The sequence below is a fragment of the Xenorhabdus littoralis genome (assembly GCF_033949345.1).
Taxonomy (GTDB): Bacteria; Pseudomonadota; Gammaproteobacteria; order Enterobacterales; family Enterobacteriaceae; genus Xenorhabdus; species Xenorhabdus littoralis.
The window spans coordinates 37,911-51,597 of record NZ_VCDP01000022.1 but is presented as its reverse complement, the minus strand read 5'-3'; the positions used below and the strand labels follow the sequence as shown (position 1 = coordinate 51,597).

Here is a 13,687-nt window from a genome sequence, read left to right as displayed (position 1 = left end):
ATCAATATATAACATACGATATTATGGTAAAAAAAATGAGAAAAGGTATAATTTTAGCTGGTGGTTCCGGAACAAGGCTTTATCCTATTACTCTGGGAATATCCAAACAATTGCTCCCAGTATACGATAAGCCAATGATATATTATCCTCTTTCTGTGCTTATGCTCGCAGGAATAAAGGATATTCTTATTATTACCACTCCAGAAGATCAAAGCCATTTCAAAAGATTATTAAATGATGGTAGTAATTTAGGAATTAATTTGCAATATGCGATACAAGAAAAACCTGAAGGACTAGCACAAGCGTTTTTAATTGGTGAAGAATTTATTGGGAATTCTCCAGTATGCCTAATACTTGGTGATAATATTTTTTGGGGACAAGGTTTCTCTCCTAAATTACAAAGAGCATCTTCGATAAATAATGGAGCAACTATTTTTGGCTACCAAGTAAAAGATCCTGAAAGATTCGGAGTTGTGGAATTCGACTCAAACATGAAAGCAATTTCGATCGAAGAAAAGCCTAGTCATCCTAAATCAGACTATGCAGTCACTGGTTTATATTTTTACGATAATAGAGTAGTTAATTTTGCCAAAAAAGTAAAACCCTCACATAGAGGTGAATTAGAAATTACATCTATTAATCAAATGTATCTTGAAGATGAATCCTTAGAAGTAGAGCTTCTAGGGCGTGGTTTTGCATGGTTGGATACAGGTACACATGATAGCTTACTCGAAGCTGCAACCTTTGTTGAAACAATAGAAAAAAGACAGGGTTTTAAAATCGCATGCTTAGAAGAAATAGCCTACAGAAATAATTGGCTAGATATAAGCACTTTAAAAAAACAAGCTAAATCTATGTCAAAAAATAGCTATGGTAAATATCTATTATCATTAACCGAACAATTAAAAACTCAGTAATAAGATTAAAAAATGAAAAAAATACCTGTCACTCAACCATATCTGCCACCTATTGAAGAATTTATTCCATATCTTGAAAAAATATGGGAAAATAAATGGTTAACAAACAATGGACCATTTCATCAAGAGTTAGAAAAAGAACTATGTGATTATCTTGGTGTTAAGCATATATCATTATTCACCAATGCTACTGTAGCACTCGTCACAGCATTACAAGCTCTCAGGATTAGTGGTGAAGTTATTACAACTCCATATTCATTTGTTGCAACTGCACACTCAATTATTTGGAATAATTTAACACCTGTTTTTGTGGATATAGATCCAAAAACATTCAATTTAGATCCTAAAAGAATCGAACAAGCCATCACACCGAAAACAACAGCTATAATGCCAGTTCATTGTTATGGGAACCCTTGTGATGTTGAAGCGATACAAAAAATAGCGGATATATATGGATTAAAAATCATATATGATGCAGCCCATGCATTTAGTATTGATTATAAAGGTGAAAGTTTATTAAACCATGGTGATTTATCAATCCTAAGTTTCCATGCTACAAAAGTATTTAATACATTTGAAGGTGGAGCGATAATTTGTCCAGATGCTAAAACAAAACAGCGTATTGACTACCTAAAAAATTTCGGTTTTGCAGATGAGGTTACTGTTACCGCTCCAGGTATTAACGGAAAAATGAGCGAGATAAATGCTGCTTTTGGATTATTACAATTAAAATATGTTCAAGAGGCAATAAGGAAAAGACAAAAAGTCGACGCTTATTATAGGAAAGAGTTAAAAAAGATCAAAGGAATTACTATCCCAGAATTATCTGAGTATTCAACAAGAAATTTTTCATACTTCCCTATACTAATAGAAAAAGATTATCCTCTATCAAGAGATGAATTGTATTCTAAATTAAAAGAAAATGATATTTTATCTAGGAAGTATTTTTACCCTTTAATAAGTGATATGCCAATGTATAGAGGATTAACAGCATCGAAAAATCTGACAAATGCTAAAAACATTTCCAATAAAATATTATGCTTACCTATTTATTCCGACTTAGAAAAAATCGTTCAAAACAAAATAATTAGTTTATTGAAGGTTAAATAATGAAATTATCTATAATGCAACCTTATTTTTTTCCATATATTGGTTATTTTAGCCTAATAGCAAAAGCTGATAAATTCATTATATTCGATACACCACAGTTTATGAGAAAAAGCTGGATAGCAAGAAATAGGATTTTAAAATTAGGAGGAGGAAGTGTCTATATAAAAGTTCCTCTTATGAAATCTCCTTTAGATACATCTATAAAAGAAATAAAAATTAATAACGATATTCAATGGAAGAACCAAATCATATCTCAATTGGATATATATAGAAAAAGAGCTCCTTACTTTAAAGAGACAATAGAACTAGTTAAACATTGCTTATCTGAACATCATGATAGCATATCAGAATTAAATGAAAATATTTTAAGAAAAATATGTGATTATTTAGATATAAAAACAGAAATTTGCATATATTCAAAGTTTGATAAAATAATAGATAACGTAAACTCACCTGATGAATGGGCTTTAAATATTTGTAAATCATTAGGAGCCAACACGTATATCAATGCAATTGGTGGAAAATCTTTTTTTAATTATGAGAAATATAAAGAAGGGAATGTAAATCTATTTTTTATAGAACAACCTTTGATACAGTATAAACAAATAGAAAAAGAATTTGAGCCTGGTTTGTCAATAATAGATGTTCTAATGTTCAACAAACCAATTGAAGCTATGAATATGATAAATGCTAGTTATTTGACTACTATTACATCAAATTAAATTATCAAGAAAATATTATGATCACAAAATCAGCTCACAATCCTAATAATTGTTCATTAAATTTAATATTTACGAAAAATGCACGTACAGCTTGGAATCTAATCCTCCACTCACTAAAAAGCGAAAGAGAATTAAATCTTCTATTACCCTCCTATATTGGAAGAAATGATAAAGAAGGCTCTGGTGTATATGACGCAGTATTAAATCATAATATAACATCAAGCTTTTATAAAATAGGTAATCAACTAGAGGTTGATATAATAGATTTTGAAAAATCTATATTAGAAAATAATATTAATTTAGCATTAATTATTCACTATTTTGGTTTTTGTCGTAGTGATATGATAAAAATAAGAAACATTTGTGATAAAAACAATGTTATTTTGGTTGAGGATTGTGCTCACGCATTCCACTTAGGAAAAGAAAAACAATTAATAGGAAATTACGGCGATTTCAGCTTTTATTCTATACATAAATATCTAGCGACAGAGTCAGGAGGAATACTAAAAAAAAATAACAATAAATACAATATAGCCCCCCCATCCTCTGAGGAAGACATATCATTACAAGCCTTAAAAATTTATTCCAATTCGGATTTTAAAAAAATAGGAAACTCCAGAAGAAAAAATTTCAATTATTATTCAGCTCTATTAAATAATAATAAAAATTTAGAAATAATATTCAAACTAGATCATGATGATATACCTCAATCCTTTCCTATTAGAATAAAAAATGAGTTAAGAGAAAAATTATACTTTTATTTATTAAAAAATAACCTACCAACAATTTCATTGTATTATAGATTAATAGATGAGATTGATTTGAAAAAATTCGTCTTTTCAGAAAAAATCTCTAACGAGATATTAAACCTTCCTGTTCATCAAGATACTACAAAAGAGGATATTATTAAACTATGTAATAACATTGAGGCATTCTTTAATGAACAAAGAAAATAAACCAACAGAAAAAGATCTAATAAGATTTCTTAATAAGATAAATCATGAGTTCACTCCACCATTAAACAATAAAATAAACATCACCTTATATGCAAGAAAATTAATTGAAAAAGCATTATTTTTTTATACTGCTGATAAAGAAAAAATTTTATCTTGTTGTGCTATGTACGCCAATGACTATAACACTCTGACTGCATATTTATCAATTCTTGCTGTTCATCCGTCTTGTAGAAACAGTGGGATAGCAAATAAATTATTGTTACAAGCCGAAAATAAACTAAAAAAAGACAACTTTAAAAAAATCTCATTAGAAGTATATAAAAACAACAAAATAGCGATAAAATTATATGAGAAAAATGGGTTTAAATTAATATTTGAATCTGAATTTTCTCTATATATGACAAAAGATTTATAAATAACAGCCTTGGCATAAAATATTTATATGTTACGTAAAAACATAGTATCAAATTACATTAGCCAAATTTATGTATCTATTGTGGGAATATTAATCCTGCCGTTCTATATTAAATATATGGGAGCTGAAGCTTATGGTCTAGTCGGATTTTTTGCAATATTGCAAGCTTGGTTCGGGTTACTTGATTTAGGTTTAACGCCAACAATAAGCAGAGAAACAGCAAGATACCATGGAGGCTCTATATCAGCACTTGTATATAGTCAACTTTTCCGGTCCCTCAGTCTAATTTTTTTTCTTATAGCCTTTATTGGAGGAGCTGGTTTATGGATTTTTTCTGGAAAAATAGCAACTATTTGGCTAAAAACAAATTATTTATCAATAGATCAAGTCATTTTTTCTATTAAAATAATGGCAATTAGTATTTCTTTACGATGGATAGGCGGTCTTTATAAGGGAATTATAAGTGGCTCAGAAAAATTTGTTTGGCTTAGTGGGTTCAATGTCATTATTGCTACATTACGCTTTGTTGCTGTATTTATCAGTATGTGGCTTTATGGTTTCACACCATATGTTTTTTTTATACACCAACTTTTTATCGCTATTTTTGAAATAATAATATTATTTTTTTACGCTATAAAAATAATTCCCTCAAAAACTCAATTAAATTCGCCAATTGGTTGGTCATTCAAACCAGTAAAACCTATTTTAAAATTTGCATTAACTATCGCGTTTACTTCATCGATTTGGATTTTTGTCACGCAAACGGATAAGCTTATCTTGTCCGGAATTCTCTCACTTTCAGAGTATGGTTATTTTACTCTTGCAGTACTTGTCGCTAGTGGAATTCTAATAATAAGTGGGCCAATTAGTGCTACTATTATGCCTAGAATGGCAAGGTTGCATGCTGAAGGAAAGCATGATGAAATCATACAACTATATCGTAATTCTACACAATTAGTTTGCATAATTGCAGGTTCAGCAGCAGCAACCATCTCACTATGTGCCGAACCATTATTATTTGCCTGGACTGGGGATCCTATACTTGCATCCCATGCTGCTCCAATCCTTTGTTTATATGCTATCGGTAATGGTATTTTAACACTTTGTTCATTTCCTTATTATCTACAATATGCAAAAGGCAACCTTCGTTACCATTTTATTGGTAATATATTAATGGCAATCACATTAATACCAACAATTATTTATTTTTCTAATCATTATGGTAGCCTTGGTGCCGGATATGTATGGGTCACAATAAATAGCTTATTTTTATTATGTTGGGTTACATTTATTCATCACAAATTAGAACCTGGGCTACATTATAAATGGTTTATAAAAGATATTTTAAGAATTTATATACCAATCATACTAACTTGTATTATATTATCATTCTTTCCAATTGATCTAAAAAATCGATATCTGGCTTTTCTATATACAAGTGGAATTGCAATAATAACACTCCTAATAGCATTAATTTCATCAAGAGAAATGAAGAGAAATGAAAACAAATACAGATGATATTAAAGTATCTGTTTGCATCATAACTTACAATCAAGAAAAATATATTGAAACATGTTTAAAAAGTTTGATTAATCAAGATTGCAATTTCAAATATGAGATAATTATAGGTGATGACTCATCAACAGACGAGACAAGAATAATAATTGATAAAGTTTCTGATGAATATCCAGATAGAATTAAGAAAATTTATCATAAAGAAAATATTGGTACGGTTGGCAATATCCTTTCCGTATATAAATTAGCACGTGGTAAATATATTGCTCACATAGATGGCGATGATTATGCATTTCCTAATAAACTATCTAAGCAAGTGCAAGCATTAGAAAATAATCCAGACTGTGTTATTTGTTCACATGACATGTATATAGTAAATCAACATGGCAAAAAAATAAAATCAAACTTTATAAGTTATGAAGAAGGAGAGCACGATATAAGAGACTTATATGAAAATTTACCTTTTTTTTGTCATTCATCAAAAATGTTCATTAATGATCTAAGTAATGAATTTTGGATTAATATGCACCCTAATACTCTTGATATTGAAGTTCATATAGCTCAAGCAAATAAAGGGAGCATTTACCATCTAGATACTCAATTAGGAGCCTATCGTTATCTAACTGGTGTTTCCTCCAAAAATAAACGAGTTAATCCTATATTAATTGAAGGCAATCAAAGAATCTTTAATGAGGCACTACTAGATAATAAAATAGATAAAGAGTTTATAAAATATTGTTACGCTAAATCTATATTTAATTATGCATATCAAAGTGCCGTCTTTGGCAACAAAGACGACTTCAATAAATATATAAAAACTTCCTGTGAAATAGTCAAATATTCGATTATACAAAAAATTTTTTATTTTCTAAGATACATTCCATTTATAGCCATAGTAATTTGTCAACTACGGGCAAAGCTTCGTGGCTATAAAATATTATAATCAATAAATCACAATTTATCAACATGATAATAAATCCAGTCTACATACTAGCCTTGCTTTACTTTTTTACTAACTTTATAGCTATGCTAACCGGTATATATGACGGTGGACTTATATTAGAAGGAAAATATTTTTCTCTAAAAGAAGAAAGCCTCATATATGCATTTTTGATGCAAGCAATTCTTATTCTATTCATAATAGTATTATATAATTACTTCAATAAAAAGACAAAAAAACACAAATTTGAATTTAGAAGAATTATTGGAGTAACGCTGTTATTAGTCCAAATATCCTATATTATTTTTAACAAATCAATGGGAGTGAATATTGCCGGTGATAGCACAAGACTTAGTGAAGGATCATTATTAAATTATCTTTTCATTCTATTACAACCTGATATTCTATATATAATTATTGGTATTCATCTATCTTCAAATAGACTATTCTTCGCAAACACCAGTATATATTTGTTATCTATGTTTTTAAGAGGCTGGATGGGGGGAGTTTTTATAGTTTTTTTCACTATCCTATTTAGATATAATCCAAGCAAAATTTCTTTGAAAAATTTAATTTATGTTTTTTTATTTATTCTCATTGCTTTCTTACTTCTCCCCATGATAATTGATGCCAAATGGGCTATGCGAACAGGTATGTCTCTAACAGAGTTTATTTATGGAATAAGTGATTCATTTGAAACAACTAGATATAAACAAAGCATTTATTATATATTAAATAGATTTCAACATATTGGTCACGTTGCATTATTATTAGAAAACTCAGATAATTTATATCAAAAATATATTTCTGATCATTTTGTCTCATATTGGTGGGAGGGTCTACCTCAGCAAACGATACTAAAAATATCAGATGAAAAATACATTAGCTTAAGTAGTTATATAGTAACAGAATTTTACAACATAAAAAATCCAAGCTGGAACATAAATCCTGGATTATCAGGATGGTTCTTCATCTTACAAGATAAATTTTTCTTTTTAGTTTTATACTTATTTTTATTCGTCACTATGCAATTTTATTATATATCAAGAAAGGCCGACTCTCGCTTACTCACAACTATAGCATGCTTTTCCCTCATATATCTTTTTCATGGTTGGTTTGGCGCATATTTTAATATTTTGCTTTATAGTGTTTTTATTATTCTAATATATAGATTTTCTTTTTATTTAAAAAGACAAGTGATTTTCAATAGAAAGAAATCAAAATAATCATATAATTTAAAGGTATGCTAATGTGTGGAATTGCCGGTGCTTTATCGACAAATTATAAGCCCCAAAAATATATCTCTGAACTCATGGGAAATTCTTTGTTTCATAGAGGTCCTGATGCTATAGGCCAATGGCATGATGAGTCAGCAGGTATACTACTTGTACATAGACGTTTATCTATTCTTGATTTATCTTCCGCTGGAAGCCAACCAATGCGCTCACAATCTGGGCGCTATGTTATAGTTTTTAATGGTGAAATCTATAATCATCTTAATTTACGCAAACAGCTAGAATCTGAAGTTTCAACAATACTATGGAAAAGCCATTCAGATACAGAAACTTTATTAGAATGTCTTTCTTTCTGGGGAATAGAAAAAACATTAAAGAATATAATAGGCATGTTTTCTATAGCTCTCTGGGATACCCATGAAAGAACTTTAATGCTAGCAAGAGATCGCATGGGAGAAAAACCATTATATTGGGGCTGGTGTAATAATACATTACTTTTTGGTTCAGAAATTAAAGCATTAAAGCAACACCCGGCATTTAATGCAGAAATAGATAGAAATGCTTTAACACTTTATTTCCGTCATAATTATATCCCTGCACCATATAGCATTTACCAAGGTATTAATAAATTACATGCTGGTCATTATATTGTTATCAGACAAAATCAAAATCCTCAAGATATAATTTCTAAACCCTACTGGAATTTTAATGAAATAGCCGAAGATGGTATATCAAACCCATTTGTAGGATCAAATAATGAAGCAATAAATCATCTAGAATATTTAATTAAAAATAGTGTCTCTTCACAAATGATTTCAGATGTTCCTATTGGAGCATTTTTAAGTGGAGGAATAGATAGTAGTACTATAGTTTCTATAATGCAACAATATAGTCGCAATCCTATAAAAACTTTCGCAATAGGCTTTGATGAACAAAAATATAATGAAGCAATATATGCTAGAGAAGTAGCTGATTACTTAGGTACAGATCACACAGAACTTTATGTAAATGCTCAAGATGCATTATCAGTAATTCCTAAATTACCAAAAATTTATTGTGAACCATTTGCAGATAGTTCCCAAATCCCAACATACCTAGTCAGTCAACTCGCTAAACAACATGTAACAGTAGCATTAAGCGGCGATGCTGGAGATGAACTTTTTGGTGGTTATACTCCATACCAATTTGCACCTAATATTTGGAATAAAATAAGTAAGCTGCCTATTTCATTACGAAAATTAGCTGTTTCCCTCCTCTCTGACTTTCCTTTACCTGACAAAATTAATAAATTATTAAGTGTATTACCTTCGAATAATCGAGAACAACTTTATTCCATTTTAATGAGTCATTGGCAAAATTCTGAAAATTTAGTTATAGGCTCATCAACTCCATTAACTTTCATGACAAATGTAAACAGCTGGCCTATAACCGATTCCTTTGAACATTGGATGATGGCAATTGATACTAAACAATATATGATTGATAATATATTAGTAAAAGTGGATCGTGCAGCTATGGCTAATAGCTTAGAAACTAGGATACCACTGTTAGATCCTAATATAATTAAATTTGCCTGGCAATTACCTCTATCTATGAAAATAAGGAAAAATAATTCAAAATGGATTTTAAGAGAAGTACTTTATAGGCATGTTCCTAAAAATTTAATAGAGAGACCGAAAAAAGGTTTTTCTATACCAATCGGACAATGGTTAAAAGGACCATTAAAAGAATGGGCTGATACTTTATTAAATAGTAACAGGCTGAGTGATGAAGGTTTTCTAAATTCTGATATTGTTAATAATGCATGGAAACAACATATAAAAGGAACCAAAGACCACTCATACCGTTTATGGAGTGTTTTAATGTTTCAAGCTTGGCTTGAAGAAAATACAAAAACATCCGTTAGAAAATGAGAATATCATGAAAGAAAGAAAGAAAATAATGCATGTAATATCAGGCCTAGGTAATGGCGGAGCTGAAGGTGTATTATATAGGCTTTGTAAATATGATAGTAAAAATACACATATAATTATTTCATTAACTTCCATAGGAAAATATGGAACACTGTTAGAAGATGAAGGAATAAAAGTATATACTCTAAATATGAATAAAAATATAAAATCATTTTATTCATTTATAACTCTATTTAAAACAATAAAAAAAGAAGATCCAGATTTAGTTCAAACTTGGATGTATCATGCTGATTTAATTGGAGGTATAATTGCTAAATTAGCTGGTATAAAAAATATTTTTTGGAATATCAGGCATACAGATCTACATCTAACACACTCCAAAAAAACGACCATACTTATTGCAAAATTATGTGCATTATTAAGCAATAAAATTCCGAAAAAGATAATTTGCTGTGCATACTCATCATTAAATACTCATAAAGAATTAGGGTATGCCCATGATAAACTCACAGTAATCCAAAATGGCTACGATTTAAGCACATTCAAACATACAGAACAGGATAAAAATAAATTAAAAGATGAGTTAAAATTAGAGTCTGATATTTTTCTAATCGGCATGGTAGCTAGATATGATCCCCAAAAAAACCATGAGTTACTATTAACTTCATTTGAAAGATTCACAAAATATAAAGATGAAAGAACAAAGTTATTATTAGTCGGTAAAAACATAGATAATAAAAATAATGAACTATATGAATTAATTGATGAACTAGGTATAAAAGATAAAGTTATACTATTAGGGCAAAGAAACGACATACCTAACTTTATGAATATGATTGATCTACATGTATTATCAAGTTCTTTTGGTGAGGGATTTCCAAATGTTATAGCAGAAGCAATGGTAGCAAAAACCCCATGTATTGCAACAAATATTGGAGATGCAAGCCTTATAATTGATAAAAATGGTTGGATAATAAATAGCAATGACAATGTTCAACAATTAGAAGATGCTTTAGAAAAAGCATATAATGAATTTTCACTAAACAAAGATAAATGGCTAATAAGATGTAACAATTGTTCTAATTCGATAAAAGAAAGATTTAGTATAGCAACAATGTTCAATAGATACATACAAGCATGGGATATTAATGATAAATGAATTTAATTTGTTAACAATATTATACTTTTTAATATTAATAAACTTTTTAATTCTTAGTATAAAAATCATGATAAAATGTCAATTATAAAAAAAGATTCTAACAAACCCAAAAATTTCAAATAAATATTCAGCAATCTATATATAATAATTAAAACCACAGAATCCATAGTTAATAAACATATTAAAAATTTAATTAGTAAAGGGATTAATCTTGAAAATCACAATTTCTGGAATAGGTTATGTAGGTTTGTCCAATGGAGTATTACTTGCCAAAAAGCATAGAGTTATCGCCTTAGATATTGACAAGGAAAAAGTCAATTTACTTAATGAAAAAAAATCACCAATTTCTGATACTGAGATAGAAAAATATTTAACTGAGGAAAAGTTAGATATTACAGCAACACTTGATAAAGAGATTGCATATAAAGAAGCTGATTTTGTTATTATTGCGACTCCAACAGATTATGATCCCAAAACAAATTATTTTAATACACATTCAGTAGAGTCTATTATTGTAGATGTATTAGAACACAACCCAGTTGCAACAATGATAATAAAGTCAACTATTCCAGTTGGTTTTACCAAAAAAATGAGAGAAAAATATAATACCGATAATATCATATTCTCACCCGAGTTTCTAAGGGAAGGTCGAGCACTCTATGACAACCTTTATCCATCTAGGATTATTGTTGGAGAATATTCAGAGCGTGCAAAAATATTTGCCAATTTTTTGATAGAAGGTGCAATCAAGAAAGATGTTCCTGTACTTTTCACTGATTCTACCGAAGCCGAAGCTATCAAACTCTTTTCTAATACTTATCTTGCAATGCGAGTAGCCTACTTTAATGAATTAGATAGCTATTCTGAAGCTAAAGGACTAAATTCACGTCAAATAATTGAAGGAGTATGCCTAGACCCACGAATTGGTAATCACTATAATAATCCATCTTTCGGGTATGGTGGTTATTGCCTACCAAAAGACACTAAACAATTACTAGCAAACTATCAGGAAGTACCTAATAATATTATTAGTGCTATAGTTGAAGCAAATCGTACTCGTAAAGATTTTATTGCTGACTCTATTCTTAGCAAGAAACCTAAAATAGTTGGTGTCTACCGCCTTATTATGAAATCTGACTCCGACAACTTTAGATCCTCTTCAATTCAAGGAATAATGAAAAGAATCAAAGCCAAAGGTATTAAAGTGATCATTTTTGAACCAGAGATGAAAGAAAAAACATTTTTCAACTCCAAAGTGATTCATGATTTGGATAAGTTTAAATCTATATCTGATGTTATCATTTCAAACCGCATAACCTCAGATTTACAAGATGTAGAATCAAAAGTATACTCTCGAGACATCTTTGGGAAAGATTAATTTATTTAATTAAAAAATAAATTTGGAACATTTATGAAATATTTAGTTACGGGTGCAGCAGGCTTTATTGGCTTTCATTTAATAAAAAGATTAATTAAGGATGGGCACTATGTTGTTGGGATTGATAATATCAACGATTATTATGATGTTCATCTAAAGGAGGCCAGACTCGATATATTATTAAACCTTAAAAACTTCAAATTTATTTTCATGGATATCTCTGATAGAGAATCCATTAATAAATTATTTAATTATGAAAAATTTGAGCGTGTTATTCATTTGGCTGCTCAAGCAGGTGTTCGCTATTCTTTAATTAATCCTTACTCCTATTCTGATAGTAACTTATCCGGTTTTTTAACCATCCTCGAAGGTTGTCGCCATAATAATATCAACCACTTAATATATGCTTCATCAAGTTCTGTTTATGGACTAAATGAGAAAACTCCATTTTCAACTTCAGACTCAGTCGATCATCCAGTTTCACTCTATGCTGCAACAAAAAAATCTAATGAGTTAATGGCTCACAGTTATTCTCACCTTTATGGTATCCCAACAACTGGTCTCAGATTTTTTACCGTTTATGGACCATGGGGGAGACCTGACATGGCTTTGTTTAAATTTACAAAAGCAATTTTAAATAATCAACCAATAGATGTCTATAATAATGGTCAACTAAGCCGCGATTTTACTTATATAGACGATATTATTGAAGGTATAATAAGAGTCTCTGATATTCCACCTGTTTATAATGAATTATGGACACCTAAATCAGGAAGTCCAGCAAATAGTTCCGCACCTTATAAAATATATAATATCGGCAATGGTACTCCTGTAGATTTAATGGATTACATTAATGCCTTAGAAAACAGCCTAGGTATTAAAGCAATTAAAAACATGCTTCCAATGCAACCTGGTGATGTGTATTCTACATGGGCAAATACAGAAGAACTATTTAAAGTAACTAAATATAAACCTTCCATTAAAGTAAAAGATGGTGTAAAAGAATTCATGCTATGGTATAAGCAATATTATATTAAAGATCAATTGCTATGATAAACGCCTTTCTTTATTCCTTGCAAAAAGTGGCTGAAGTTTTGACATTTGTGCCATTATTATTAAAAAGTAGAAAAAGTTAAAGGATATGGCATAAAATAAATTATGCTTATCGTGAGGTCAGGCCTTTCAGTCGGAATATCCCATAGTTCCAGAAAGGCGACCATTAAAGAATAAATTGTATGAATCTGACGATAAACAGCTCTCCTGTACCCTTGATATTACACATCTACTGAACGTACCTACGAGAGCAACGCAGGAAACATGTTAGAGGCTCCTCAATCCTCAAAACACTAATTGCCAATGACACCCCGTGGACATAACACTCCATCATTGAAGTACATTGTTAAAAATTTTTTGTGGGTTAGAAGAAG

General features: G+C 29.8%; 12 protein-coding genes. All 12 read left to right on the top strand.

The window, feature by feature from the left end; genetic code table 11:
• The first annotated feature begins 35 nt into the window (after positions 1 to 35).
• The 12 genes from rfbA to FE394_RS06520 all read left to right on the top strand — a co-directional run bounded on the left by rfbA (position 36) and on the right by FE394_RS06520 (position 13,313).
• Positions 36 to 917 (top strand): glucose-1-phosphate thymidylyltransferase RfbA, encoded by an 882-nt coding sequence (gene rfbA / locus FE394_RS06575; protein WP_319925600.1) that lies wholly within the window; start codon positions 36 to 38, stop codon positions 915 to 917.
• 12 nt (positions 918 to 929) lie between these two features.
• Positions 930 to 2,027, top strand: coding sequence for a dTDP-4-amino-4,6-dideoxy-D-glucose aminotransferase VioA (gene vioA / locus FE394_RS06570; RefSeq protein WP_319925599.1), 1,098 nt, complete (start codon positions 930 to 932; stop codon positions 2,025 to 2,027).
• Positions 2,027 to 2,749, top strand: coding sequence for a WbqC family protein (locus FE394_RS06565; RefSeq protein WP_319925598.1), 723 nt, complete (start codon positions 2,027 to 2,029; stop codon positions 2,747 to 2,749). The genes vioA and FE394_RS06565 overlap by 1 nt, the downstream gene beginning before the upstream one ends.
• A gap of 17 nt (positions 2,750 to 2,766) precedes the next feature.
• Positions 2,767 to 3,705, top strand: a complete 939-nt coding sequence (locus FE394_RS06560; RefSeq protein WP_319925597.1) for a DegT/DnrJ/EryC1/StrS family aminotransferase — start codon at positions 2,767 to 2,769, stop codon at positions 3,703 to 3,705.
• Positions 3,689 to 4,120 carry a GNAT family N-acetyltransferase gene (locus FE394_RS06555; RefSeq protein ID WP_319925596.1) on the top strand — a complete coding sequence of 144 codons (432 nt, stop codon included), beginning with the start codon at positions 3,689 to 3,691 and terminating at the stop codon, positions 4,118 to 4,120. The genes FE394_RS06560 and FE394_RS06555 overlap by 17 nt, the downstream gene beginning before the upstream one ends.
• 27 nt (positions 4,121 to 4,147) lie before the next feature.
• A complete protein-coding gene (locus FE394_RS06550) occupies positions 4,148 to 5,638 on the top strand; it encodes a lipopolysaccharide biosynthesis protein (RefSeq protein ID WP_319925595.1) in 1,491 nt (496 codons plus the stop codon).
• Positions 5,619 to 6,578: a glycosyltransferase family 2 protein gene (locus FE394_RS06545; protein ID WP_319925594.1), complete on the top strand. Its 960-nt coding sequence runs from the start codon at positions 5,619 to 5,621 to the stop codon at positions 6,576 to 6,578. Before FE394_RS06550 ends, FE394_RS06545 begins: the two co-directional genes overlap by 20 nt.
• A 23-nt stretch (positions 6,579 to 6,601) precedes the next feature.
• Positions 6,602 to 7,801 (top strand): oligosaccharide repeat unit polymerase, encoded by a 1,200-nt coding sequence (gene wzy / locus FE394_RS06540; RefSeq protein WP_319925593.1) that lies wholly within the window; start codon positions 6,602 to 6,604, stop codon positions 7,799 to 7,801.
• Between the two features lie 23 nt (positions 7,802 to 7,824).
• Positions 7,825 to 9,723, top strand: a complete 1,899-nt coding sequence (gene asnB, locus FE394_RS06535) for an asparagine synthase (glutamine-hydrolyzing) (RefSeq protein WP_319925592.1) — start codon at positions 7,825 to 7,827, stop codon at positions 9,721 to 9,723.
• 7 nt (positions 9,724 to 9,730) lie between these two features.
• Positions 9,731 to 10,882, top strand: coding sequence for a glycosyltransferase (locus FE394_RS06530; RefSeq protein ID WP_319925591.1), 1,152 nt, complete (start codon positions 9,731 to 9,733; stop codon positions 10,880 to 10,882).
• A gap of 211 nt (positions 10,883 to 11,093) precedes the next feature.
• Entirely contained in the window at positions 11,094 to 12,260 is a 1,167-nt protein-coding gene (locus tag FE394_RS06525; protein WP_319925590.1) for a nucleotide sugar dehydrogenase, read from the top strand.
• Positions 12,261 to 12,293: 33 nt separating this feature from the next.
• Positions 12,294 to 13,313, top strand: coding sequence for an NAD-dependent epimerase (locus FE394_RS06520; RefSeq protein WP_319925589.1), 1,020 nt, complete (start codon positions 12,294 to 12,296; stop codon positions 13,311 to 13,313).
• The last annotated feature ends 374 nt before the right edge of the window (positions 13,314 to 13,687 follow it).

Bases quoted from the DNA above. Each gene is read 5' to 3' on its own strand.
- rfbA (WP_319925600.1), top strand. From the start codon at position 36: ATGAGAAAAGGTATAATTTTAGCTGGTGGTTCCGGAACAAGGCTTTAT.
- vioA (WP_319925599.1), top strand. From the start codon at position 930: ATGAAAAAAATACCTGTCACTCAACCATATCTGCCACCTATTGAAGAA.
- FE394_RS06565 (WP_319925598.1), top strand. From the start codon at position 2,027: ATGAAATTATCTATAATGCAACCTTATTTTTTTCCATATATTGGTTAT.
- FE394_RS06560 (WP_319925597.1), top strand. From the start codon at position 2,767: ATGATCACAAAATCAGCTCACAATCCTAATAATTGTTCATTAAATTTA.
- FE394_RS06555 (WP_319925596.1), top strand. From the start codon at position 3,689: ATGAACAAAGAAAATAAACCAACAGAAAAAGATCTAATAAGATTTCTT.
- FE394_RS06550 (WP_319925595.1), top strand. From the start codon at position 4,148: ATGTTACGTAAAAACATAGTATCAAATTACATTAGCCAAATTTATGTA.
- FE394_RS06545 (WP_319925594.1), top strand. From the start codon at position 5,619: ATGAAAACAAATACAGATGATATTAAAGTATCTGTTTGCATCATAACT.
- wzy (WP_319925593.1), top strand. From the start codon at position 6,602: ATGATAATAAATCCAGTCTACATACTAGCCTTGCTTTACTTTTTTACT.
- asnB (WP_319925592.1), top strand. From the start codon at position 7,825: ATGTGTGGAATTGCCGGTGCTTTATCGACAAATTATAAGCCCCAAAAA.
- FE394_RS06530 (WP_319925591.1), top strand. From the start codon at position 9,731: ATGAAAGAAAGAAAGAAAATAATGCATGTAATATCAGGCCTAGGTAAT.
- FE394_RS06520 (WP_319925589.1), top strand. From the start codon at position 12,294: ATGAAATATTTAGTTACGGGTGCAGCAGGCTTTATTGGCTTTCATTTA.